Origin of the sequence: Nostoc sp. C057 (genome assembly GCF_013393925.1) — a bacterium.
In the GTDB taxonomy this organism is placed as follows: domain Bacteria; phylum Cyanobacteriota; class Cyanobacteriia; order Cyanobacteriales; family Nostocaceae; genus Nostoc; species Nostoc muscorum_A.
Genome location: NZ_CP040281.1, coordinates 6,504,896 through 6,528,680 on the forward strand (window position 1 = coordinate 6,504,896; position 23,785 = coordinate 6,528,680).

The 23,785-nt window shown below is 44.3% G+C and carries 16 protein-coding genes, 17 tRNA genes and 1 pseudogene; 6 read left to right on the plus strand and 28 right to left on the minus strand.

Annotation, left to right across the window (positions count from 1 at the left end):
• Window positions 1-59: 59 nt before the first annotated feature.
• A complete protein-coding gene (locus FD724_RS27645; RefSeq protein ID WP_179074827.1) occupies window positions 60-2,294 on the minus strand; it encodes a family 2 encapsulin nanocompartment cargo protein terpene cyclase in 2,235 nt (744 codons plus the stop codon).
• Between the two features lie 1,411 nt (window positions 2,295-3,705).
• Here FD724_RS27645 and FD724_RS27650 point away from each other — a divergent pair.
• Together FD724_RS27650 and FD724_RS27655 are read left to right on the plus strand one after the other, a co-directional pair.
• On the plus strand, window positions 3,706-4,263 hold the full coding sequence (locus FD724_RS27650; RefSeq protein ID WP_179074828.1) for a helix-turn-helix domain-containing protein: 558 nt from the start codon (window positions 3,706-3,708) through the stop codon (window positions 4,261-4,263).
• A complete protein-coding gene (locus tag FD724_RS27655) occupies window positions 4,250-4,765 on the plus strand; it encodes an IS630 family transposase (protein ID WP_256874611.1) in 516 nt (171 codons plus the stop codon). The genes FD724_RS27650 and FD724_RS27655 overlap by 14 nt, the downstream gene beginning before the upstream one ends.
• An 83-nt stretch (window positions 4,766-4,848) precedes the next feature.
• Here FD724_RS27655 and FD724_RS27660 read toward each other — a convergent pair.
• Window positions 4,849-5,148 (minus strand): annotated as a pseudogene (locus tag FD724_RS27660) (DUF4231 domain-containing protein); the annotation flags it as partial.
• Between the two features lie 111 nt (window positions 5,149-5,259).
• Window positions 5,260-5,868 carry an SLATT domain-containing protein gene (locus FD724_RS27665; RefSeq protein ID WP_179074829.1) on the minus strand — a complete coding sequence of 203 codons (609 nt, stop codon included), beginning with the start codon at window positions 5,866-5,868 and terminating at the stop codon, window positions 5,260-5,262.
• A gap of 794 nt (window positions 5,869-6,662) precedes the next feature.
• On the opposite strand from FD724_RS27665, the gene FD724_RS27670 reads away from it, so the two are divergent.
• Window positions 6,663-7,832 (plus strand): homocysteine biosynthesis protein, encoded by a 1,170-nt coding sequence (locus FD724_RS27670; RefSeq protein ID WP_114084048.1) that lies wholly within the window; start codon window positions 6,663-6,665, stop codon window positions 7,830-7,832.
• Between the two features lie 203 nt (window positions 7,833-8,035).
• Here the strand turns inward: FD724_RS27670 and FD724_RS27675 are convergent, their stop codons facing one another.
• Entirely contained in the window at window positions 8,036-9,073 is a 1,038-nt protein-coding gene (locus FD724_RS27675; protein ID WP_179074830.1) for a hypothetical protein, read from the minus strand.
• A 378-nt stretch (window positions 9,074-9,451) separates the two neighbouring features.
• Between FD724_RS27675 and FD724_RS27680 the strand changes: the two genes are divergently transcribed.
• On the plus strand, window positions 9,452-10,345 hold the full coding sequence (locus FD724_RS27680; RefSeq protein WP_179074831.1) for a lipopolysaccharide assembly protein LapB: 894 nt from the start codon (window positions 9,452-9,454) through the stop codon (window positions 10,343-10,345).
• Between the two features lie 160 nt (window positions 10,346-10,505).
• Here FD724_RS27680 and FD724_RS27685 read toward each other — a convergent pair whose 3' ends face one another.
• The 4 genes from FD724_RS27685 to FD724_RS27700 all read right to left on the minus strand — a co-directional run bounded on the left by FD724_RS27685 (window position 10,506) and on the right by FD724_RS27700 (window position 14,934).
• Window positions 10,506-11,126, minus strand: coding sequence for a TMEM165/GDT1 family protein (locus FD724_RS27685; RefSeq protein WP_114084050.1), 621 nt, complete (start codon window positions 11,124-11,126; stop codon window positions 10,506-10,508).
• Between the two features lie 387 nt (window positions 11,127-11,513).
• A complete protein-coding gene (locus FD724_RS27690) occupies window positions 11,514-12,476 on the minus strand; it encodes a protochlorophyllide reductase (RefSeq protein ID WP_163931646.1) in 963 nt (320 codons plus the stop codon).
• Between the two features lie 235 nt (window positions 12,477-12,711).
• Entirely contained in the window at window positions 12,712-14,439 is a 1,728-nt protein-coding gene (locus FD724_RS27695) for a succinate dehydrogenase/fumarate reductase flavoprotein subunit (RefSeq protein WP_179074832.1), read from the minus strand.
• A gap of 177 nt (window positions 14,440-14,616) precedes the next feature.
• Window positions 14,617-14,934 carry a hypothetical protein gene (locus tag FD724_RS27700; RefSeq protein ID WP_114084056.1) on the minus strand — a complete coding sequence of 106 codons (318 nt, stop codon included), beginning with the start codon at window positions 14,932-14,934 and terminating at the stop codon, window positions 14,617-14,619.
• A 436-nt stretch (window positions 14,935-15,370) separates the two neighbouring features.
• Here FD724_RS27700 and FD724_RS27705 point away from each other — a divergent pair, with 436 nt between their 5' ends.
• The gene (locus FD724_RS27705) at window positions 15,371-16,216 is read left to right on the plus strand and encodes a hypothetical protein (RefSeq protein ID WP_179074833.1); all 846 of its coding nucleotides are present in this window, start codon (window positions 15,371-15,373) and stop codon (window positions 16,214-16,216) included.
• A 77-nt stretch (window positions 16,217-16,293) separates the two neighbouring features.
• Here the strand turns inward: FD724_RS27705 and FD724_RS27710 are convergent, their stop codons facing one another.
• From FD724_RS27710 to pds, 4 genes are all read right to left on the minus strand, one after another.
• The gene (locus FD724_RS27710; RefSeq protein WP_179074834.1) at window positions 16,294-17,616 is read right to left on the minus strand and encodes an ABC transporter substrate-binding protein; all 1,323 of its coding nucleotides are present in this window, start codon (window positions 17,614-17,616) and stop codon (window positions 16,294-16,296) included.
• A 182-nt stretch (window positions 17,617-17,798) separates the two neighbouring features.
• Window positions 17,799-17,890 (minus strand) — tRNA-Ser (locus tag FD724_RS27715).
• Between the two features lie 126 nt (window positions 17,891-18,016).
• Window positions 18,017-18,949 (minus strand): 15-cis-phytoene synthase CrtB, encoded by a 933-nt coding sequence (gene crtB / locus FD724_RS27720; RefSeq protein WP_012409300.1) that lies wholly within the window; start codon window positions 18,947-18,949, stop codon window positions 18,017-18,019.
• The gene (gene pds / locus FD724_RS27725) at window positions 18,933-20,372 is read right to left on the minus strand and encodes a 15-cis-phytoene desaturase (protein WP_163931636.1); all 1,440 of its coding nucleotides are present in this window, start codon (window positions 20,370-20,372) and stop codon (window positions 18,933-18,935) included. Before pds ends, crtB begins: the two co-directional genes overlap by 17 nt.
• 362 nt (window positions 20,373-20,734) lie before the next feature.
• Between pds and nagZ the strand changes: the two genes are divergently transcribed.
• On the plus strand, window positions 20,735-21,823 hold the full coding sequence (gene nagZ / locus FD724_RS27730; protein WP_179074835.1) for a beta-N-acetylhexosaminidase: 1,089 nt from the start codon (window positions 20,735-20,737) through the stop codon (window positions 21,821-21,823).
• Window positions 21,824-21,925: 102 nt separating this feature from the next.
• On the opposite strand, the gene FD724_RS27735 is transcribed toward nagZ, so the two are convergent.
• From FD724_RS27735 to FD724_RS27810, 16 genes are all read right to left on the minus strand, one after another.
• A tRNA-Lys gene (locus FD724_RS27735) sits at window positions 21,926-21,996 on the minus strand.
• Window positions 21,997-22,150: 154 nt separating this feature from the next.
• A tRNA-Ser gene (locus FD724_RS27740) sits at window positions 22,151-22,233 on the minus strand.
• Window positions 22,234-22,240: 7 nt separating this feature from the next.
• A tRNA-His gene (locus FD724_RS27745) sits at window positions 22,241-22,314 on the minus strand.
• A gap of 6 nt (window positions 22,315-22,320) precedes the next feature.
• A tRNA-Ala gene (locus tag FD724_RS27750) sits at window positions 22,321-22,394 on the minus strand.
• Between the two features lie 5 nt (window positions 22,395-22,399).
• Window positions 22,400-22,476 (minus strand) — tRNA-Ala (locus FD724_RS27755).
• 5 nt (window positions 22,477-22,481) lie between these two features.
• A tRNA-Arg gene (locus tag FD724_RS27760) sits at window positions 22,482-22,554 on the minus strand.
• 6 nt (window positions 22,555-22,560) lie between these two features.
• Window positions 22,561-22,636 (minus strand) — tRNA-Val (locus FD724_RS27765).
• Between the two features lie 124 nt (window positions 22,637-22,760).
• Window positions 22,761-22,833, minus strand: a tRNA-Thr gene (locus FD724_RS27770).
• 8 nt (window positions 22,834-22,841) lie between these two features.
• Window positions 22,842-22,922 (minus strand) — tRNA-Met (locus tag FD724_RS27775).
• A gap of 11 nt (window positions 22,923-22,933) precedes the next feature.
• Window positions 22,934-23,008, minus strand: a tRNA-Leu gene (locus FD724_RS27780).
• Between the two features lie 146 nt (window positions 23,009-23,154).
• A tRNA-Asn gene (locus tag FD724_RS27785) sits at window positions 23,155-23,229 on the minus strand.
• A 6-nt stretch (window positions 23,230-23,235) separates the two neighbouring features.
• A tRNA-OTHER gene (locus FD724_RS27790) sits at window positions 23,236-23,333 on the minus strand.
• A gap of 25 nt (window positions 23,334-23,358) precedes the next feature.
• A tRNA-Arg gene (locus FD724_RS27795) sits at window positions 23,359-23,433 on the minus strand.
• Window positions 23,434-23,437: 4 nt separating this feature from the next.
• Window positions 23,438-23,527: transfer RNA gene (locus FD724_RS27800), tRNA-Ser, on the minus strand.
• A gap of 4 nt (window positions 23,528-23,531) precedes the next feature.
• Window positions 23,532-23,633 (minus strand) — tRNA-Tyr (locus FD724_RS27805).
• A gap of 8 nt (window positions 23,634-23,641) precedes the next feature.
• Window positions 23,642-23,712 (minus strand) — tRNA-Glu (locus FD724_RS27810).
• Window positions 23,713-23,785 lie beyond the last annotated feature (73 nt).

The window sequence follows — 23,785 nt, forward strand, 5'->3', positions numbered from 1 at the left end:
GACCTTGAAAACTCTATTCACAGACAAAAAAACCTGACTTTATTGACCGAGTAATTACCTTAAACCCTCACCGATCCAATCCGCCTAGCAGAAGTACCCAGCCCTCTGGGCCCGCTAAGTAGCCTTCCTGCTAACGAATTACGCAATTCAAACTCCTTATAGCGGTCTACCGTTATATGCCACTTGAGTACACCGCACATCCATTGCTCTAGTTTCTTGACGTATCCGAGCAGTTTCTCGCGGGTACTTGCATCCAGGTTGAAATCATCGAAAAGAACTGGCAGTTCGGTGGCGACGATGAGTTGAAACTGGAGCGCCCTAGAGGTCATCAGATTGTTGACAACTTCAACGGCCTGCGGCAAATTGCAGTTAAGGAAATTCTGAACCACCAGCACACAGTTATGGATTTCGCCCTCGAATTCGATTTCTTTCTGATAGGAAAAGATATCGTTGGTTAAACAGGCGAAGTCGGCGGCCGAGTTATCCAGCGATCGCATCGTTCGGGTGCGGTAAATCTCCTGCGGGATCTCGCTCCCCTGAGCTAGTCGTGACAAGCTCATGGTCAGATCCGAGCCAAAGGTCTTACGGCGCATCTCAACATAATCTATCGGGTCGGGAATCCGATTTTGGATCTGGTTGGCGAGTTCCCACACCCAGCTGTCAGTCATATCCTGGATTGCGCGGCGGAACTGAGTCCGCGCGTTGGCAGACATGGGGCCAGCTGTGCGAGACCAAATATCTGCCAAGCCCGCTTCTACCGGATTGGTCGGAACCTCGCTGGGGGTGGAGTCATCCAGAGGCATAAACGCCGACAGTCGGGCATTGAACACTTTCGCACCAGCCATGTTGCGGTTATTCCCGTAGAGTGCCGGGAAGTAATCGTCGGCATAGGTTCCCCAAACAAGCCAGCACGCGGTCAGATTCAGCTCAGGGCCAGACCCATTCGGATGGATCAACGCACCACAAAGCGCTACATCGGCAACATCAAACTTGTGGTCATCCCAGATGACGGCATCAGGAATCCCAGGTAATGATTCCAGCATCCCCATCTGACGCGCCCATTCCTTGGAATGCTTCCGCGCGGCATCTAGATGGGGATTCAAGCTTGTAGTGAAGGGCATGTAAAACTTCGGCAGTGTTACTGGCCCGACATCCTGGTATGGAACGTGAGTAAAGCTTTTGAACCTTCCTAAACCCAAGGCGGCGTATAGCGATCCAATCCGCGCAGCCGATGTGCCTAGCCCTGTGGGGCCTCCCAGAAATGGCGTGGATGTCTGAGAATTGTCTCCTCCCTTGTTCATGTAACGGCTCGATCGCATATGCCACTCGTGACCGCCCGACTGCCAGTCCTGGAGTCCTTTGATATAAAGGAGAACGTTCACACGAGCCACTGGGTCTAGTCCATACTCCTCAAAGAGGGGGGGCAACTCGGTGACGGCAGTGTTATCAAACTGGTATAACCGCGAGGTTAGCAGTTCGTTGGTGAGGTTAGCCGCCTCCTGGGTACTCACATTCAAGAAGCGCTCCAAGACCAACACGCAGTTGGCATTTTCGCCTTCATCTTCCACTTCTCTCTGGTAGGAGAACAGATCGTTGCGAAGATGTACTCCATCGGCAAATGTGTCTTTGAGTACACGCATCGGTCGAGTAGAGGCAATGTCAGCCGGAATCTCTATAAACACGGCGTGTTCGACGAGATCCGCTGACCACGGAGCGCCGCCAACCTTGCGGCGCATTTCAATGTATTCGATGGGGTTAGCGACTCGATCCTGGTTGATATTGGCAAGTTCCCACAGAGACTCTTCCAGGAGGTTCTTGGTACTCTCAAAGAATCGAAGTCGCCAGTCCACAGATTTAGTAAACGCGGTGCGAGACCACAGGTCGGCCAAGCCGCACTCCACGGGGTTGGTAGGTGCTGGGGGGGTTTCGGTGGGGTAAATTGGCATGAACATTGGTAGTCTGCCGAGATACTCCTTTGCCCCAGCCATGTCTTGGGTACGCTTATAGATTTCAAGGAAGTGATCGTCGAAGAAAAACACCCAAACATACCAGTCGGTCACTAGGTCAAGCTCTGTCCCTGGCGCATCTGGATGGGTATAGGAGCAAAGCAAGGCGTAGTCGTGAGCATCAAATGTGCGCTCGTCCCAGATAACCGAGCTTTCCGCTTCCTCTTCTGAGCCAAGTATCCCCATCTGGTAGGCCCAAGCTTTGGAATGCGATCGCGCCGCTTCCAGGTTTGGGTTCAGCCGCGCGGGCCAAGGCATGTAAAATTCTGGCAGTTCAAAGGGTTGCATGATCTGCGCGTAACCTCCTCTGGAGTCTTCTTGCTGTCTTCATTTCGTGGCTGAGATTGGCAATTGATGAGCATCTTCACCAATCGCACTATGTCCCCACGTATAGTTTTCTGGTGGTGGCTTGTATCAAGAGAATAATTTGAAGAAGAATTCAGAAGTCAGAATTCAGGAGCAAAGCCCAAGATACTCCGCCTTTGGTCATAATCAATCAGTAAGCAATTCAAACCTGCAACTGATAGCGTAGTTTCTCGTAAAAAATTCAAAATGAATTCTAACTCCTGAATTCTGTTTCGATAAAATGCTCTTAGTCCAAATAAAGAACTATGTGAGTTTTAGCTCAAGTTCTCTATACCCAAAAATAGGAGATTTGAAAAATCTGTTTGAGTTATTACTCATTTCAGATGATGGCAAATGAATGTTTAGTAATTTATGGTGTTCTCATAATCTTTCATGGTTATAGAAAAAAAGCAATACGTAGGCTAAAGCATTTAAACAGATAGTTAAATTAAAAATTGAACAATTAGAAGACAGTTAAGACAGTTAAGCGGATAATTAAATTAAAAATTGAACAATTAGAAGACAGTTAAGACAGTTAAGCGGATAATTAAACTATTTAAGACAGTTATTAAACAATAATTACTGATTGTAAATCTTTGCAACTAAAGCGATAAGGCTCGGTTCATCCCCAAACCAAGTAGAAGCTCTAAACCCAAACCTACATAAGTCAGCCCAATGATGATATAAACCTCATCTATGTTGAAACCTAGAGTTTTTTAAAAGATATATTTATGTAGGTTGGGTGGAGTTAAACGCAACCTAACATTACCACCTTATTTATCTTGGGTTACGCGATCGCTGCACCCAACCTACAAAACTACGGTTCTCAAGGTAGACGAGGTTTATATGAAAAAACTGTGGTTTCGCTAGATGCTTTGGACGTGATGTCTTTCTATTAAATTTTGTTTTTGTTTTAGTACACAGAAAGCAAAGAACTTTAAAAATCACAACTGCGATCGCTGCTAGAATCAAAAAAACATTGTAACCAGAACTTTTAACCACAAACCCAGCTAGCAGATTAGATTTATTACATAATTCAGCAAAATGGGAAAGGGCTTTTTATTAACCCTTTCTCTCTCTTGCAAAAGCTGTAATTGTGTGAAATAAAAATAAGATTCCCCGCTTTTTTAATAAGTTGGGAATCTTAGCCTTTTCAGTTAGTCTGAAGAAATCCTATTTGACAATACGGTTCAGTTAAGGACTTCTTTCTTATCTTTGCATCCTTCTCTAACGAGACGCTGCGCGAATGCGGTTCGTTAAAAAAATTGACTTGGGCAAAGAGTTTTAGCCTTATACCAATTTAATATGAAGCTGCATATAATAGAGGAAACAAACTCGATAAATTAAAAGAACCATGAGCCGCCCTTTTAAGATTGAAATCGCAGAGAGCGAAGAAGAACTTAAAAAACGTTTACAAACAGCGAATTTAGGAACCCAGAAAGAAAAGCTTATTATGCTGTGGTGGATAAAAAGCGGGCAGGTTAAAGAGCAGCAAGATATTGGAAAACGCTTGGCAAGAGATACTTCAACGGTCACGAGATGGTTGCAGAAGTACAAAACTGATGGGATATCAGGCTTATTAGAAATCAAAAAAGCACCAGGAGCAAAACGGAAAATCGATGATGCTGCGATCGCAGCACTTGAGGAGGAGTTAAAAACAGGAAAAGGCTTTAGTAGCTATGGTGCAATAGTTGAGTGGTTAAAAGAAGAACATGGACAAGATATAGAGTATGCAACGGTTTATGCGTGGGTTCGATATCGATTGGGGGCAAAACTAAAAGTGCCTCGCCCTCAAAGCCATAAGCAGGACGAAAAGTTGGTATCTGAGTTTAAAAAAACTCGGTATCATACTCAATTGTCTAGAAGAACATTTAGCACCCGGCAAGTGTGTTCGCTACCTGTGCCAGGATGAAACTAGGGTTGGACTCAAAACTCTTACAGGAAAAGTGATTACAGCTTTTGGAGTCAAGCCCACTGTTAAGGTGATATGGCCGAGGGAAAACTTTTGGATTTATGGTGCAATTGAACCATTAACTGGAGACCACTTTCTTTATGAATATCCAAAACTAGATGGCGAGTGTTTTCAACAGTTTTTGGACTGGCTATCTGTGCAATTAGGCTCGGATTATGCAATTTTACAGATTGACCAAGCTACCTACCATACAAGTTCAAAACTCCGTTGGCCAGAAAATATTATTCCTTTGTTTCAACCACCTTCAGCCCCTGAACTCAATCCCATTGAAAGACTTTGGCAACTCCTCAAAAAACCACTCAAAAATCAACTTTTTTCTTCTTTACAAGCTTTACGCGAGCGCATCCAAGAAATATTCGACCAACTTACTTTTGAGCAGGTAATTTCTGTCTCTTCTTACAACTTTATCCTGGAAGCTTTATTCTATGCAGCTTCATATTAAATTGGTATTAGCTGAACTGTATTGTCCTATTTGAACTAATACTCGACTGATTTGCGATCGCAATTAACTAATCAAGTATCTTTCTACTTCGTTACCTCTGCTCGCGCTTTGTTTGACTCATTAGATGAAGAAGTAGATTCTGTCTTCTCTGATTGCGTTTCACTCGTTTGTTGCAATTGGTTGAGATGAATGTTGTTCACTTGAACAACAAAGTATTCTAATGCTTGACTTGCCTTTTGTTGCTGTTGGCTTTCGTCAGAAACATCATAACAACGATAAGGTGGAGTTACACCCAATATAAATTTTTCTTGTTCAGCTTCTAACAATTCAACTGCTGTGTTAGCAGCAAGTAAATTCTTCTGAAAAGGAAAAGAGGTAACTATACAGGGCGAACGCACGGGATTTCTGAAACCCTTGCTGGGCAAGGATCTTGATGAAAAAATAGGCTAAATTAAAAAACGCCAAAACCCTTGCTATTAAAGGATTCTTATACTTTAGATGCGTTTGCCCTGGGTAACTATACTAGCAACTATAGAAGCAATAGCTGGGCAGAGTACAGGCAGCCATTTGAGCCAAGCTTGTCCTGCTTCTAATTTGTCTACCAGAACTAAAATTGGTGTGACTCCTGATAAAATCACTGTCGCAATTTGCAAACTATAGTAAAGGTTCCTTGATACACCCCTAATTTTTTTATAATCGTCAATCAAGTCTTGGCTGTATTGTAAAGCCTTTCCTCTTGTTAAAGTCAGTGTTTCTTTATCCCAAGAATTAGGGTTAGTTAATAGATAACTATACAGTTCAGCTTTTTTGGTGAGTTCTGACTGATAAGCTGCCTTCTTATAGCTCTGGAATACTTGTCTATTGATGAGCAACAAAAAAAATAAGAAAGTTAGAGCTACTGCCCCAGAAATGACAACTGTTTTATCTTCTGAAAGAAAAACAATAAAGAGTGCAGAAGAAACAAAAGCTGCAAGTAATAAATATTCAATTACCTTCAAATTAAATAACTTTTTTTCATCTGATGTCGAGGATAAATTTTCAATCCTATTGGAAACTTTATTTTGGTTTTTTTGATTAAGATTAGGTAATTCAGAAGTAGTCATTGTCATTGCCTCTTACTCAATTCGTTATTGGGTGAAATGTAGCATTGAAGAAGAACTCAGAAGTCAGAATGGGCTAAACCTTAGCTATCCGCTAACAGGAGTCAGAATCAAGACGCGACTCGAAAATACTCGCTATCACGGACTTACTCTAAGAGTTGCTATGCCGCAGGCTTTACGCTGCGCTATCCACCAGTCGCACAGAATACCCAACTGAATTCTGGCTCCTGACTCCTGAATTCTGTTTCGATAAAATGAATAGCAATAAATAGAATTAATTGTGCTGAGGTGTAGAAGTCAGGACAATTTCGCAAATATATAGAGTTCTAACTTTTGCTTAGATATCCGTTGTATAATTGCTCTTAAGTAGCTTCTCCCTTAGCAAAACCTTCTAGCATATACTATTAGCTCCCATTTTGTGATTGACTAGTTGGCTGGGATGCTTTACAAAAGCCAGAAATGTTTCTTTCTGTTCACGTAAAATTATCTAGACCCAGAAAGTCTAATTAATTCTAACCATACATACATTTGATTGATAATGCAAGGCTTTTTTGATAGTAATTTTACGTAGCTGTTAAATTTTTTAATACAGTTGGCGTACTTATCCCAAAAAATATATGATTTGGACTTTGCAATAGTCGAATTGTTTTTTGGGGAATTTTAAGCCTATCGGGGGTGTTAAGCTGTCGTATCGACATTAGCAGACAACTATTTCGACAGGAAATTATGCAAGATTCTCTGATTTATCAAGATATCCTTCAGAGAGGAAGATAGCAGGAAGCGCTAGCACTGATAAGATGCGAACAATTGCAGAAATTAACGAGAAAATCATCCGCCAACGTGCGGTAGTGTTGACAACTGAAGAGTTAAAAGCACGAGTTGTAGAAATTGGTGTTACTAAAGCGGCTAAAGAAGTTGATGTAATTACCACTGGTACATTTGAGCCGATGGAATCAAGCGGTGCAATTATCAATCTCGGACACACTGACCCTCCGATCAAAATTCGTCGTTGCTGGTTAGATGGCGTACCAGCATACTCTGGTTTTGGAGCAGTAGATTTATATTTGGGTGCGAGTTGTGCTGTGGAGACGACGGACGGAGAAGAAGTCCGAGAACGTGGCGGCGGTCATGTAATCGAAGATTTGATCGCTGGTAAAGCTATACACGTAAAAGCGCAAGGACAAGTAACAGATTGTTACCCCAGAGCAAGTTTTGAGACTACAGTTACCCGTGAAACGATAAATCAGTTTTATTTATTCAATCCACGTAATCTTTATCAAAATTTTATTGTTGGTGTAAATGGTGGCGATCGCCCCCTGTTCACCTATCTGGGCCCTTTACAACCGCGTTTGGGGAATGCCGTTTACTCTAATCCCGGTGCTATTTCACCCTTACTCAACGATCCCGATTTACAACTCGTTGGTATAGGGACTCGAATTTTTTTAGGTGGCGGTATTGGTTATGTTGCCTGGGAAGGCACTCAGCACTTCCCCTTACAAAAACGTTTAGCTAATCGTACACCGATTGGGCCTTCTGCGACTTTAGCTTTAATTGGTGATGCCAAACAAATGGATGCTCATTGGGTGCGGGGTTGTTACTTTAAAAGTTATGGCCCCTCATTGATGTTAGGCGTTGGTGTTCCACTCCCTGTATTAAATGAACAAGTAGTTGAACACTGCGCTGTACAGGATAAAGACTTAGTAGCCCCAATCGTAGATTTTTCCATTCCCCGGCGCGTTCGTCCCACTTTTGGTTTGGTGAGTTATGCCCAACTCAAATCTGGGAGGATCACTATTGAGGGCAAAGCTGTACGCTCTGCCCCCTTAGCGAGTTTGTTTTTTTCTAGGCAAGTCGCCCTAGAGTTGAAAAAGTGGATCGAAGCAGGGACATTTACCCTCACAGAACCAGTTTCTCCAATTCCGATGGAGCGATCTTTTCTACCCCAAGACCGTCGAACGGATTTTTGATATTGGGGAATGGGGAATGGGGCAGGGAAGCAGAGGGAGAAGAGGAGTGTGGGGAGTGTGGGGAGTGTGGGGAGTGTGGGGGGTAGGACTTCTTCCCCATCCTCCCACACTTCCCCATCCTCCCACACCCCTTGGATTTCTCACTTGTGAGAAATCCAGGCTAATGCCGAATTCCCAATGCCCAATGCCCAATGCCCCATTCCCTACTCTTGAGTCGGTTTCGGTCGCTTGATGGGTTTAGGAGCAGGCGTTTTTGGTATAGGTTTTGACACCACAGAGGTGTCTCCGCCTGTACCTGTTTTCTTGATGGGACGCGGAGTTTCGCCGCTGCGTCTGGGGGGGAATGGTCTTCTACCACCAGCACCAGCACCACCACCACCGCCACCGCCAGCACGAGGGCCACCTCTGAATGGTGGTTTGCGTTTTTTGGGCAAGTCAGCGATCGCTTCAGCTTTTTCTACGATCAAAACATCAGCTTCTCGCTTGGCTTGGAAATCCCAGAACTTTCCTACCGCTTTGGTGGTCAGGACACCCCTCAATTTCAACTTGAAATACTTGGGTTTGTCAGTTGGTTTGCGTGCAGCCTGCCTAATTTTGACTACCAAACTCTTAGCGTCAAAAGATTGGTATACTACTTCACCACGAACAGAAAAACCACCATCAGCTACTTCTGATGAGGGGATCGTGGGAATTGTGCTTAATTCAGAATTTTCGGATAAGCCATCATCGGGTGTCTGTGACTCTTGCAACTCTAAATCTGATTCGTCCTCATCTGTTGAGCTTTTAGCCAGATTTTCTGGCTCCCAAACTCCGACGATTTGGATGTGCAAGGTGTCATTTTCTTGTCTTGTACGTGGATATACTACCCACAAATGTTCTTTTTCTAAGTCTAGATGATTCTTGACTAAGCTCATAATCCGGCCTAGGAGGACGGCATTGAGTTCTACACCATCTGTGGTTAGTAGCGTACCTTGAGTAAATTGTTCGCTGCTAGCATGATAGCGACCCCGGACTAATCCGATCGCTCGGTACTGCATCGGTTCGCTGGGAGGTGGAATCGGTTGCTGTCGATTGACTAAGTTCCCATTTGAGTCAGTCTCGCTGGGGTTGACAGGCGAATTTTCAAATTTAGAGGGCTTGGGTACTATGTGAACATTAGAGGCAGCCTCTATTTTATTTGGGCCCTGGTTAGAGGCAGAAGAATTGGAGGATTCAGGCAACGGCATCAGGTCGGAATTCATAAAAACTCCTTGCGGCGGAGACACATCCCATTGTGGGATTTTATAAAGGTAGCTGGAAAGAGCATTTGTGCGATTGATGAAAGTATATTGGCTTTTCACAAATTCACACTAGAGTACTCTATACAATCCTAAAGGCGCTAAATTTAGTGTTTGTACATTAAACGTGTAATTTAGCGCCTTTACACTAGTTTCGGAAGCATATCATAGCTACAATTCTGACGGCTCCTCCTAAAGTCATCACTTACTTTAGCAGTGTAAATAGTTAATTGTTATAAAATTCACAGGCAATTGGCGATATTCCGCAAAGTTTTGGAAATTTATAACTTTACGATTTGTGTAAATGATAATGTCATTAGAGTTCAGGAGAAAGACAAAACTGTGTCTCAACCACGCAATCGCTGGATAGTTCAAGTCGTATTGGCGCTGGCAGTTCTTGCTTTTGTGGGTGTTTCGGTGATTCCCATAATTGGAGCATTTAATAATACGCCACCCTCAAACCAGAATACCGCTAGCACCAGAGGCACTTTGCCCTCTGCTGACCAAAAATCAAAATTGGAAGATGAAGTACGGGGTTATGAACTGGTTTTGCAAAGGGAACCAGAAAATCAGACTGCGCTTAAGGGCTTATTGCAGGCGCGTCTACAACTACTGAGTCAAAAAGAAAAAAGTGAGGTTAAACCAGCTGATATCCAAGTTGTCATTGAACCTCTGGAAAAGCTAGCCAAGCTAAATCCCGAACAGTCAGAATATTCAGTGCTACTAGCTCAAGCTAAACAGCAAATAGGCGATCGCGAAGGAGCCGCTCAAGCTTATCGCACAATTTTGTCTACAAAACCTGGCGATTTGAAGGCTTTGCAAGGAATGGTGGCTTTGTTGATCAGTCAGCAACGCCCAGAAGCAGCTATTGGTTTACTGCAAGAAACCCTCTCGAAAGCAGCCCAAGCAAATACAATTCAGCCTGGAAGTGTAGATACAGTAGCCGTGCAGGTGTTGTTAGGTTCTGTTCATGCTTCCCAGAAACGCTACGCTCAAGCTAGCTCTGTATATGACCAAGCAATTAAGAAAGATCCTAAAGATTTTCGCCCCGTTGTGGCAAAAGCGATGCTCTTGAAACAACAGGGCAAAGACGCAGATGCAAAACCCTTATTTGATAGTGCCGCAGCTTTAGCACCTGCTCAGTACAAAGACGAAATTAAAAAGGCAGGAATGACTTCCCCAATTCCTAATTCGGCCGTATCTCCCACGCCTTCATTGAAAAGTACTCCGAAGTAATGGGCATTGGGCATTGGGCATTAGCCTGGATTTCTCACAAGTGAGAAATCCAAGGGGTGTGGGAGGATGGGGAAGTGTGGGAGGATGGGGAAGAAGTCTTACCCCCCACACTCCCCACACTCCCCACACTCCTCTTCTCCCTCTGCTTCCCCTGCTCCCCTTATGCTCCTTCAATGGCAGCTACGACACCAAAGACTAAAAACAGGCATCCGCCAACAAAGGTGAGTTGACGCTCAGAAATGCGTCCGGCAATCATTTTGCCACCAATAACTGCGATCGCAGCACAAATGGCATGTCCTAAAATTGCACCTATTGTCACTCCAATGGGATTATTACCTGCGGCTAGGGCAATAGTGGCAATTTGCGTGCGATCGCCCCACTCTGCCATAAATGTCAATATAAAGGCTTCTATGACAATTGCTAAGGAAGTCTTTTTCTTTGGTAACTCCAAATCTGCTTTTTTCACCGCAGCTTCGGCTTCTTCTATAACTTCCGTATCACAAGCAGCCGAAGACATCTTACTCGCGTCATATAACAGCTTGATACCAAAGGCAAGAAACAAAAATATTTCGGCGTAATGAATATAAGCTTTTGGCAATAAAGATACCGCTTGTCCAAATAGCACCGAAAGGATGGTCATCGCAGCCAAAGCAGCTGTCACACCTATAAATACCAGCCGCCGTGGGTGGTGCATTGCCAAAATCACAGCAATAAAAAATGTTTTATCGCCTAATTCGGAAACTGTAATTAATAATAAACCTGCGGTAAAAGCTGTTAACACTCTCTCAAGCTCCTGAAGAATCCTTTACCGATGTGAAGCTTGATGAGAACCAAAAGACCTCACCAAGTTTACACTTTTCGGTGTGAACTTAGTGAAGGTCTCGCTTTCAAATATTTATTATTCGCCATCTGAACCAGGCTCATCGCCAGTATGTTGACTCAGATGTACTGGCTTTTATTTTTTTGCCAGCAGCTACTCCCCTTCAATGCGAATCTGATTTTACATCTGTTATAGGTAAAAGTCAAGAGTGGGGAATGGAGAGATATAACTTTAGAAAAGCGGCACATACAGCCCGATTCAGGATTACTTTGGTAAAAACCCCTCATCTGTGACTGCTGGACACGATAAGAAGACTCATGCACAAGGATAACGCCAAATCATATCCCATTATGCAAGTCCAACCAACTTAGCACTTAGTTGCCACATGCGATCGCCTTTGTCGTCATCACGGGCTTGAGGAGAAACCTTTTGAACAAAGGATTTACCATCTTCCTTCTGGCGATTTCCCCAACTCCAATACACACCGGATTGATTGTACTCAGGATCGGCAACCACCGCCGCAACTCGTTCTCCCGCCAACTCCTGAGACACATATCCCTTAGTGATGTACTTCTGGAATAATGGGAAGATTTTCTGAAATAGGGGATAGTGGTTTCTAAATAATGGCGTTTCTGCAACACATCCCGGATAGAGAGAGTTGAAGACGATACCAGTTGACTCGTGATAGCGCTGATGCAGTTCCCGCATCGTCAGCACGTTACAAACCTTGCTGTCTTTGTAAGCTTTGACTGGTTCAAATTTTTTGCCATCAATCATTGAGATCGGCTCTTTAAACCCTTCTGCAAAGCCCTGCAAATCGCCCAAATCTGGACGCGGCGGAATCTTTCCACCCAGTTCGTCTGGATTGTGGGTAACAGTTCCCAAAATTACGAGCCTTGGCTCTGAAGATGACTTCTTCAGATCCTCTAGCATCAGGTTACACAAAAGGAAATGTCCCAGGTGATTTGTGGTGACAGTTAACTCGTAACCTTCTGGACTGCGTAAAGGCTCTTTTATTAAGGGCATATAAATTGCGGCGTTGCACACCAAAGCGTCTAGGGAGTGGCCGCTTGCTCGAAAGTTATTCACAAATTGTCGAACGCTATCCAAAGAGCCAAGATCGATATGCATGATAGTGTAGCTGCCCTGATGCGGGATTCCCACAGATTGGGCTGCCAGTTGAGCTTTGGCTACATCCCTACAGGCCATCACTACATACCATCCCCTTTCAGCAAGAGCCTTGGCAGCGTACAAACCGACCCCTGAAGAGGCACCTGTGATTACAACCGTTGACTTCCTATCCTGTACCATTGCTATTCAGACTCTGTTAATCACCTTTTTCTCTCTTCAGGATTTTACATCACTGAGTCACCACCTCTGTTATGGTTGGCGATCGCTTCTCACTAAATAACAGGTTATTTCAAATCTATAGCTGTGATTCAAATACAATTAGGCTCTAAATTAATAACTTAACTATTTATATTTTTAATCGAGGTAGACAAACTTTTTGTAGTCCCCTCGATTTCCCATATAAATTTACCTTTAGCTAATACTTCCGCTCTTTTGGCTCAAACATAGTAATTGCCACCGGACGATATTGAATATCAATTCCGGCTGGTGAATAGTAAGCCATTGTATGTTTCAAAAAGTTTGTATCATCTCGCTCGGAATAATCTTCGCGGAAATGAGCGCCCCGACTTTCTTGACGATTCAGCGCTGATGCCAAAATAGTCTGTCCCACTATCATCAAACTTCGCAATTCCAAAGCTTCCACAAGTTCTGTATTCCAGCAACTACCTTTATCATCTAAATAAATTTGTGGATATCGCTGTTGGATTTCTGCTAATTTGTGTAACCCTTCACTCATTAATGCCTCAGTGCGGAAAACGCCACAGTACTCAGTCATACAATCCTGGAAGGCTTGACGGACTTGGTTAATGCGATACTCTCCTGGTTGTTCTAGCAAAGCTTGGATTTCTTGCTGGGCTTGCATTACATAGCGTTGCTCATCTACAGAGGGCAACTTACGTTTTTGGACAAATTTGGCGATCGCAGCTCCAGTTCTCTTGCCATAAACGACACATTCCAGCAAAGAGTTACTACCAAGGCGATTCGCACCATGTACGGAAACACAAGATGTTTCTCCAGCCGCAAAGAAAGCATCAACTAAACCATCACCACTACTGCGGACTTGCCCATCAGTATTAACTGGAATACCACCCATACAATAGTGAATTGTCGGGCGGACTGGCATCGGTTGAGTTACCGCGTCAACACCCACTAAGCGGTGTGCTTCTTCCCAACAGAAGGGGACGCGACTCATAATTTTTTCTTTACCCAAATGGCGGAGATCCAAATAGACAAAGGGGCCACCGGCGCTACCGTCGAGATGAATACCACGACCGGCGCGGATTTCATAAGCGATCGCGCGTGAGGTAATATCACGAGGAGCTAGTTCCATGCGGCTGGGTGCATAATTCGCCATAAAGCGATCGCCTTCACTATTAATCAGATACGCCCCTTCACCCCGTACCGCTTCTGAAATTAGCACCCCTACGGGATATAAACCAGTGGGATGAAATTGGACAAATTCCATATCTTCGAGGGGCAAACCTGCGATCGCAGTCATTGCCAAACCATCACCTGAAGAGGCGTAATCATTAGAGGTTGTATTATAAACGCGACCATAGCCCCCAGTGGCAAACATCACCGCCTTGGCTCGCACCACCTCTATATGTCCATCCAAAAGATGGAACATCACCACACCTTTCGCCTCATTCTCTTCCAAGATGAGACGCATCACATACCATTCTTCATAAACTTGCACTCCATAACGCCGCAAATTGTTAACCAATTCGTGCAAAATCGCGTGACCGGTCTTATCGGCAGCATAACAAGTGCGGTTGTGGGAATGTCCGCCAAAAGCTCGTTGGGCAATGCGACCATCGGGTAAGCGAGAGAACAAAACGCCTAGATGTTCCAAATCAATTACCACATCTGGCGCTTCTTGGGTGAGAATTGCTACAGCATCTTGGTCTGCCAAATAATCAGAACCCTTGACAGTATCAAAAGCATGTGCTTCCCAACTATCTTGGGAATCAACATTTTTTAGCGACGCAGCCATACCACCTTGAGCCGCCACCGAATGAGAACGAATTGGGTGTGTTTTCGCAACCACAGCAATATTTAAACTAGGATCAGTGCGAGCAATTTCCACCGCCGCACGACATCCCGCCAATCCACCCCCAACAATAATTACATCGTGTTCCAGCATAATTAGTCCCCTGATTGCAAAGCACTGCTGTTCTATTGTAGAGATGTGATTAATCAGGCAGTGCGTTGCGATCGCTGTGGCATCTCTACAAAAAAATTCCCTGCCTATAGACAGGGATGTTATTACAAATTTTTAAATTAAAAGCGAAGAGTTAGGTCTTCATTCCTAATTTTCTCTTTAGCTAGCTGCTTGCACAGGTTGTTGCTGAGACACATTACCTGGTATGGGTTCCATTTTAGTTCCCGGCCCTACAGGAGTGACTTCAATATGATTTAACAAGGTCGTGACAAACGCAAACAACAAGAAAGGTAGCGATAGCAGAACGACCAAACCCGCAGTTGCTAAAGCGTACACAGGACGCTTCGCACCCATCAGCGCCAAGGCAGATGCCAAACTTAGGGTAATTGTAATTAACCAAACAATTATTTGACCGTAGATATCACCAAAAGTCAGCGTACAGACAAACCGATACTTTTGAATATTATTTCCGCTCATCACATTTGCCTCAAGTCTCTCCTATATAGGTTCTACGTTAGAACCATGTTTGCTTTGTAGACAATTTCTAAATATTTTTGCAAAATTCGTAATATTGCTTCACAATTCACTTTTTTTGTTACAAACCGCAATTCATAGTCCTGCATGGCGTAAATAGACCAAGCATACTCGACGGTAAGCCCTTTTCCTATATCTCCATGTTCCCTGTACTACGGTGTATACATAAGTCCTAAAAACCTAGTTTTGTAGGGTGTCTTATCCCGTAGGTTAACGCACTATTCTAGATTTTTGGTGTGTTATGACCATAGATAAATCCAGCAAAGTAAGGATGTGAAATCCGATTTTTTGGTGTTAAATTTTGAGTATTGCCGGAATTTGTTGACTTAAATCAACAAAAATCTTTATTTTTCGTGGCAATGTTGTTTTAGGAGTGAACGTGAATACTATTTTTCTTCGTAAAGGTGTTTTTTGGTTGCCAGGTATAGCTGCTCTTGTAGTTCTGAGTAGCGGCTTATCTGCAAGTGCCCAGACAGTAGACAAGGTAAGCAGTCAGGCATTAACTGACTCTCCCGCAACCGTAGCGTCTCCCAATGAGTTTAGTACAGAACTAGACGCTGTAAGCCAAAATCTTTCTACAGAAACAACTGAAACATTTACAGCCACAAATTTAGCTGAGGTACAGCAGAGCCAAAATCCTGTAATACAGGAAAATAGCAGTGCAACGTCTACACCAGTTCCAGGGACAGTGGCAACCTCGTCTGCGACTCTCACCTCTGAGTTTGTCCAACCGACTTCTCAAACGACTGCTCAACCAGCTGCTACCAAAGTGGCACAATCGGATATTGATTTAGGCAGAACAACCCGTGGTGGCAGTAGCTATATTGGCGTTGCTGCTAACATTGGTTTGAGTGGTGATGGTAGCTCGTCTTTGGGCGATGGTAACTTCGCCGTAGTTAGTAAAGTCGGACTGACAAATTCTATATCGGTACGTCCCTCAGCCGTATTTGGCGACAACACGACAATTTTGCTTCCGATCACCTACGATTTTACCTTCAAATCAGCAGATGCTTTTAGCGAACCGTTAGCGATCGCACCTTACGTTGGAGTTGGTGCAGCTTACAAAACTGGTAATGATTCGCAATTTGCCTTTTTGGTATCTGGTGGCATTGATGTGCCTCTAACTCCTCAATTCACAGCAACAGCCTCTGTCAATGCGGGATTTTTTGATCAAACTGATATTGGCTTATTGTTAGGAGTTGGTTATAACTTCACTGGATTATAAGAGTTAGGAGTTATGAGTTAGGAGTTAAGAGTTAGTAATATTTCATTAATAGCTCTTAACTCCTAATTCCTAACTTTCTACTTGGGGGTAACTTTGTCAATTACTTTGATTTTGCCATCGTCTCCTACTGTCCAAACGTCATATACACCAACGACATCGCCGTTAGCATCAACATCTACGTTGCCGCTAGCTCCTTGATAGTTAATCTTTTTACCATCTTTTAGTAACTTCAGTCCCTCGCAGACATCGGTAACTTCTGTGCCAGGGCCATCAGCTACTTCACGAATTTTACCAGCTATTCCAACGCCTGTATTTTCTTTAGCAGCTTGTGCTGCCAATGTCAATAAAGCAGCCGCATCCCACGCTTGAGGGGCGTATTCCCCTGGTTCATTACCCTTTTTATCCTTCCACAGTTTGTTGAAAGCTGCTAATGCTTTACCATCGGAACCGGGTACTGTACCGATCGCTCCAGTTAAAATATATTTGCCATCACTGCCTTTGCCAACTTGTTCTGGGAAAGTAGGTGATTTCACTCCATCTGTGAGCAGAATCTGCACTCCCTTAGCTACACCTTGCTGATACGCAGCTTTTAAAAACAGACTGCCAGTTTCGGCGTAAAGTACAGCTAGAACTGCATCTGGTTTACCAGCAAAGGCAGCCGCCGCTTCTGTATCAAATGTCTGCGCTTTCGGGTCGTAGCGGACAGGCTTATCTTTATTAACGATGGTTCCACCCAATTTTTCAAAAGTTTGCACAAATGCTTTTTCAAAGCCAACGCCATAGTCGTTATTAATCACGACTGTAGAAACTCGCTTGAAACCTTTTTTTCTGGCAAGTTGAGCTAATGCTAGTGCTTGGTAAGTATCAGGGGGAGCAGTACGCGCCCAAAAGCCTTTAAAGTCGCCTTTCTGTGCTTTTTCAGTAAATACGGGACTGGTACTACCAGGGGAAACCAGCATGACTTTATTCGGCGTGGCAATGGAGACTGCGGCACTAGAAACGCTACTGGCAAAGGAACCAACTACACCTGCGACTTTATCTAAAGTTGCTAGCTTGGTCATACCGGCTGCACCAGCTTTCGGATCGGTTTGGTCGTCTACTTGCACCAAGTTAACTGGTTCACCATTCACCCCACCGCAGGCGTTGACCGTATCGACAAGTAAAGGGACAGAACCTAGCATCTGCTGTCCGACAGAAGCCAAATCGCCTGTTGTCGGTAGTAGGGAACCAATTTTTAGCCCTTTATCACTGCTTGTTGTAGTTGAGTTTGCTGCTGGGGTCGCACTACTTCCGGTGGTAGCTGTACCATTGGGGGTACTACTATCACCACAAGCCCCAACTAGGAATCCTGTTGCTATGGCAGCTAGACTCAAGGTTAAGGCGGCACTAATTTTTATCATAAATCACTTTCACTCCTCAAATATCTAGGAGCCTAAAATTAAGATTCAAACTAAGTTTGTAAGTTAGTTGGATCTTATCAAGACTCCAAAGGATAAATCATATCATCCATCTTTGGGAGTAGAAATATTTACGCCTATATTAGTTTACACAGAAAATATTCTGTGTATTAAAAGCTGGAAAACGGAGAGGGAGGGATTCGAACCCTCGGTACGGAGTTGCCTGCCGTACAACAGATTAGCAATCTGCCGCTTTCGACCACTCAGCCACCTCTCCTGACTCACGAATATCAATGTTACCAGACTTGCTCTTAAGAGTCAATAGTCATTTGTCATTTGTCATTAGCCGTTGGTTATTTATAAACCACTAAGGACTAAGGACTAGGGACAAATGACTGATTTTTTAAAGAACTTGCGATCGCATCCAAGCTAAGGGCAAGGTGCGTAACTTTTTCCACTGGGGAACGAAAGCCCGCCGACTGAACACATCGTAATCGTTGCGTTCAATCACCTCCAAAATCTGGCCGTACAGCATTGATGCTGCCCATACAGGCCAACGGGCATCGGATGCTAGATAAGTTATTCCCTGGTTTGACGTGGTATAGAATTGGCGGGCCCGTTCAATTTGAAAGCGCATCAGCGCCCGCCAGCGATCATCTACCACACCTTTGAAGAAGTCTTGCTCGGTGTAGTTGAATTTTTCCAAGTCCTCAAGGGGAATGTAGATTCGCCCCCGTTTGGCATCTTCTCCCACATCCCGCAGGATGTTGGTGAGTTGATTGGCAATTCCCAGAGCGATCGCTTCTTCTGTGGGAAGATATGGTTGTTTGTTCTGATGCCACGGAGCGGTGTATAGGGTGCTATCTACACCCATCACTTCTGTTGACATTAAGCCAACAGTGCCAGCAACGCGGTAACAGTAGAGGTATAAATCCTCAAAGGTTTCATAACGACTGCGATATAAGTCCATACGCTGACCGGCAATCATATCCCGGAAGGGCTGAATGTCCATCGGAAAGCGCTGGAGGGTATCAACTAAAGCGACATCGTAATTTTCTAATGGTCGTCCCGCAAAAATCGATTCCAGCTGCTGTTCCCATAGGTCTAGGGTTTCTGGCGTGGTAATAGCAGATGCGGGCCCATCCACTAATTCATCTGTACGGCGACACCAAGCGTAAATTGACCAAATAGATTGACGTTTTACCGGACTCATGAGCAAAGTACCCAGGTAAAAAGTCTTGGCATACTTTGCTGTGAGATGTCGGCAAAGTTTGTATGACTCGTCTACAGAGACCAGCGTTTTCATGCGCGGGGGGGAATCAGGCAGTTGCAGCATTCGTTGCGGGCGGTCGGGTGAGCGTTTGCAGGTTTGAGGAATTTGCTACCGGGAGAGCCTCAGAAATTGCCTGCGCTGTCAGCTTACCAGAAAGTACGGCACCTTCCATACTGCCTAAGTAGCGTTGCATGGTATAACTTCCGGCGAGATAGAAGTTGGCAATGGGCGTAACTTGTGCGGGACGGTACTGTTGACGACCAGGGGTCGCTTTGTAAACTGAACGCGGCGTTTTCACCACATGAGATTTTAGCAATGTTGCTGGATTGTCTCCCCCAAAGTGGTCTGGGAAAAGTTTTTCCAATTCAGCAAGCGTTGCAGCCACAATCTCCTCATCGGATTTGGCAATCCAATCTTTTGCCGGAGCTAGAACTAATTCCAGCATTGAGCGATTGGGGTTGGCGTATTCACGGCAGGTATTGCTCATATCAGCATAAACGCTTAGGAGGGGCGATCGCGAAAAAAGTAGGTGATCAATTTCTGTAAGTTTCCGGTCAAACCACAGATGGAGGTTAATCACTGGTACTCCTTCTAAACCTTCTAGCTTTTGAAAAAACTCCATCAGCTTCCAAGGTTTAGGCAACATGACCTTCAAAGGGTCAACTGAGATGGCAGATACATACGAATCAGCTGTAATAACTTCATCTTCTGCCCCATTTAACCCTCGAATCAAGTATCCCTTCACCGTGCCATCGGCGTTGAGCAAAATTTCTTTCAAGGGGGCATTTAGCCGCACTTCTCCACCGCGTTCTGTAATGTAATCTACAATCGGGCTGCATAGACGTTCTGTGGGAGAACCATCTAAAAATGCAATCTTGGAGCCATATCGTTCTTGCAGAAAACGATTTAGTGCAGTTAAGAGAATTGTTGCGGAAACTTCATCAGGATTGATAAAGGTGAGTGCTTTACATGCGGCGATAAAAACGTCACTAGTTACCCGCTCATCAACACCTTGCCTTTTCAACCACTCTAAGAAGCTATATTTGTCCATCTCTTCGACATACTTCTGTCCCCGAACCACTGCGGGAAGTAGACCAACGGCAAATCGAATCTTCTGCTCCCAAGTCAACATGTCTTTGTTGCGAAGAATCGATGCTATGACGTTGAAAGGAGATGGAATATCTGGAACATCAAAACGTGAGAGTGTTCCAGGCTTGTCTGGTTGATTAAAAATCAGTGTATGCTCTTTCCACTGGAGTCTATCTTCAATGCCCAACTCCTTGAGCAATTGGAGCATATTAGGATATGCCCCAAAGAAGGCGTGTAACCCGGTTTCGTACCAGTCGCCGTCAGAGTCTTTCCACGCCGCAACCAGACCACCCAGTACGTCCCGGCTTTCCAAGACAATGGGTGTGTGACCTGCGTCCGTGAGATATTTCGCGCAGGAAAGTCCTGCTAGTCCCGCTCCCGCGATCGCTACTCGCATTTAACCCTAATGCCCTTCAATATTTCTTAACGGTTTTATCGTTCTCATTATACGTTGCAATCTGTTACATTTGACGGTTATTGTGCGATCGCTTCCCCAAAAAACTTTGATCAAAGGGAATTTTACCTACGCACAACTGCCCAACAAAATTACTAATACCATTGTTGGCAATAGGTTTTAGCAAGTATTTTATCTAGATTTAGGTACAGAAAATTTAACGAGACAAAAGTAATTCCTTTGACAGGAAATAGGTAATCTCAAAAGTAGTTGATTTCTTTGGGAATCCGTGCATCTAAATCTGAGAAAATATCTAGGGTACTGGTTATAGATTGCTATTAAACACCTCAGTTAGGTAAAAGATTATGAGTGGTTCACAGGAGCTAAAACACTTTGGAAATCACCTGATTTTAGGTATTTCCGGCACTACACTAAGCGATGACGATAAACGCGTACTCAGTGAATTAAAGCCGATTGGGGTAATATTTTTTGCTAAAAACTTTTTGGATGGCGCTCCATATCAAGTTTGGCTAGAAAGCTTCAAGGATTTAAACAGCCAGATACGAGAATATGCTGAACGTGATTCAATGTTTATGACTGTGGATCATGAAGGAGGTCGTGTCATTCGCACACCAATGCCAATTACGCGATTTCCTCATGCATTGTTGTTGCGATCGCACGCCCGCGAAGTAGCAAAAGCCACAGCTACAGAACTAAAATCATTGGGAATAAATTTATCCTGGGCTCCTGTAGCAGATGTTTTTTCCCATCCCCACAACCCTGTTATAGGGCCTCGCGCCTTCGGTAACACTCCCGAAATAGCCGCAAAAGATGCCCGTGACTACTACCTTGGACTTCAAGAATCAGGAATTTTGGGATGCGCTAAACACTTCCCCGGACATGGAGACACTAGCAAAGACTCTCACATTGAGCTACCAATACTGGATTTAACTTTAGAAGACCTGCGACTTCGAGAACTCATACCTTTCAAAGCCCTAATCGAAGTACAGATTCCTTTAATCATGACTGCCCATATTTTGTTTCCTAGGATAGATGCAGATTTACCAGCAACACTATCCCAGCCTATTCTCAAAACCATACTTAGGGAAGAACTTGGCTTTCAGGGAGTGGTTGTATCTGACGACTTGGATATGAAAGCGATCTCAGATATGTTTATGAAAGCTGGTACTGTGGCGCGATCGTTTCATGCAGGCTGTGACCTGTTCATTGTTTCGCGCAATATCAATTCATCATCTATTGAAAGAACCTATCAAATTGCTGAAGATTTCGTCGATTCTCTTAGCAAGGGTAGTTTAGACGAATCAGTAGTGGAAGCAGCCAGAGAAAGAATTGAGAAACTACTAGCAGTGACACCGCAATATCCCGTAGAAATTTTGGATAGAGATATACTATTGCAACATGCTCAATTAGCGATCGCTAGTTGCTATTCATAACCCAAAACGCATTCAAGTTGCATATTAGCGATTGCCAAAAGGCTAACTAAGATTGCATTTCTTAATTTTGAATTTTGAATTTTAAATTTTTAATTGTTTTAGTGGGTGGTATAGGGGTCGAACCTATTTCTGCGAGTTAAAAGCTCGCTGCACAGCCGATATGCCAACCACCCTAGTTAATTTAAGAAATGAGCAAGTGCGATCGTATATTTTTTACATCGCAAGCCCTACATCAACACTAGATATAAATCCACCAGGGAGGTACTGCCCCTCCTATTTCTGTGTTATCAGCACAGCGCCTCGCTTTTCGGCTCCAGGTGGAAAAAGAGGAAGATGGAGGAATCGAACCCCTACAGTTGCCTGTACTCCAAGGTTCAAGCTTGGTTGCCGTCCATTCAGCAGCATCTTCCATTGAGGGGTATCTGACGGGGCTTGAACCCGCTTTGACTGGTTCCACAAACCAGCGCCTTGACCACTTTGGCTTCAGATACCATCAGTGGAATCAATGGGAATTGAACCCATAACCTCCTGCTTGCAAGGCAGGCGCTCTATCCATTTGAGCTATGACCCCATATTTGGTGGATACTGGTCGGAATCGAACCGACATTTTTCTAACAGCCAGTTAGACGCTTTACCAATTAAGCTACAGACCCATAGACGGGAGTGGTGGACTTGAACCCGCAACTTTCGAGGTAGAAGCTCGAAGCTCTATTCCATTGAGCTACACTCCCAAGATTTGGTAGTCCTGGCAGGATTTGAACCTGCAACCTCTTGCTTGTAAGGCACTTGCTCTACCGTTGAAGCTACAGGACTACGCAAGCGAGTGGAGGGAGTTGTTCTCGTAGCGTTCTCGTTCGCGGAGCGTCCCGGAGGGAAGAGTACACACGTACTGAGTATGGCGTACTCAGATGCTACCGATTACATCACACCCGCATCAAGCTGGTAACAGGAATTGAACCTGCAACCTACTGATTACAAGTCAGTTGCTCTGCCAATTGAGCTACACCAGCACTATTTTTGGTGACAGGGGCAAGGAAGGAGTCGAACCTGCCGATATTCAAGTTATGAGCCTGATGAGCCACCGTTGCTCTATCCCCGCATATTCACCAATACCCCTGACTGGATTTGAACCAGCATCCTCTTTACCCTAAATAAAGTGCCTCGTACCAATTGGGCTACAGGGGCAAAAATTAAAGAATATCAATCACATCTAAAGCTTGGAATATTGTTTTTTTGCCCAATAACCTCTAGGCGGTTTTTCAATACCGTAAGCTTTACACCATTTTTCCACCGCCTTGTCACTTACACCAAAATCTTTTGCTATTAATGAATGGCTGCCTCAGTAGGACTCGAACCTACAACCGCACGGTTAACAGCCGCTTGCTCTACCATTGAGCTATGAGGCAACGAAGCCCCCCAGGTCGGAATCGAACCGACGACCTCCTGTTCTTGTCTTTCAGACACGCTACGCGAACAAACAGGCGCTAACTACCAACTGAGCTACCGAGGGATAGAAGAAGAGATCATGTAACGAGCGAGAGCGGAGGGAATCGAACCCTCAAATCTTCAGTTTCGTAGACTGAGATGTTATCCAGTTACACCACACTCTCAAAACGGAGAGAACAGGATTTGAACCTGCGACGGGTATTAATTACCCGCTTCCTCTTAGCAGGAGGACGCTTTTAGCCACTCAGCCACCTCTCCATAGTGGGTCGAGCAGGATTTGTAGATTGCTTCCCGCAGGGTACCTGCGTGCAAAAAAGAACAGTTTTACGGACTGTCGCCTTCAACCAGACTCGGCCACCGACCCATAAATCATTCCCTCGACGAGAATTGAACTCGCATCTGTGCTTTGAAAGAACACTGACTTAACCATTCGTCCACGAGGGCATAATTGACTGAATTTTAGATTTGGGATTAACTTTTTTAATCTAAAATTGGCAATCTAAAATCCAAAATTGT

Coding starts and splice junctions, on each gene's coding strand:
- FD724_RS27670 (WP_114084048.1), top strand. CDS start 6,663: ATGCGAACAATTGCAGAAATTAACGAGAAAATCATCCGCCAACGTGCG.
- FD724_RS27645 (WP_179074827.1), bottom strand. CDS start 2,294: ATGCAACCCTTTGAACTGCCAGAATTTTACATGCCTTGGCCCGCGCGG.
- crtB (WP_012409300.1), bottom strand. CDS start 18,949: ATGCTGCAACTGCCTGATTCCCCCCCGCGCATGAAAACGCTGGTCTCT.
- FD724_RS27665 (WP_179074829.1), bottom strand. CDS start 5,868: ATGACTACTTCTGAATTACCTAATCTTAATCAAAAAAACCAAAATAAA.
- nagZ (WP_179074835.1), top strand. CDS start 20,735: ATGAGTGGTTCACAGGAGCTAAAACACTTTGGAAATCACCTGATTTTA.
- FD724_RS27690 (WP_163931646.1), bottom strand. CDS start 12,476: ATGGTACAGGATAGGAAGTCAACGGTTGTAATCACAGGTGCCTCTTCA.
- FD724_RS27695 (WP_179074832.1), bottom strand. CDS start 14,439: ATGCTGGAACACGATGTAATTATTGTTGGGGGTGGATTGGCGGGATGT.
- FD724_RS27650 (WP_179074828.1), top strand. CDS start 3,706: ATGAGCCGCCCTTTTAAGATTGAAATCGCAGAGAGCGAAGAAGAACTT.
- FD724_RS27675 (WP_179074830.1), bottom strand. CDS start 9,073: ATGAATTCCGACCTGATGCCGTTGCCTGAATCCTCCAATTCTTCTGCC.
- FD724_RS27700 (WP_114084056.1), bottom strand. CDS start 14,934: ATGAGCGGAAATAATATTCAAAAGTATCGGTTTGTCTGTACGCTGACT.
- FD724_RS27710 (WP_179074834.1), bottom strand. CDS start 17,616: ATGATAAAAATTAGTGCCGCCTTAACCTTGAGTCTAGCTGCCATAGCA.
- pds (WP_163931636.1), bottom strand. CDS start 20,372: ATGCGAGTAGCGATCGCGGGAGCGGGACTAGCAGGACTTTCCTGCGCG.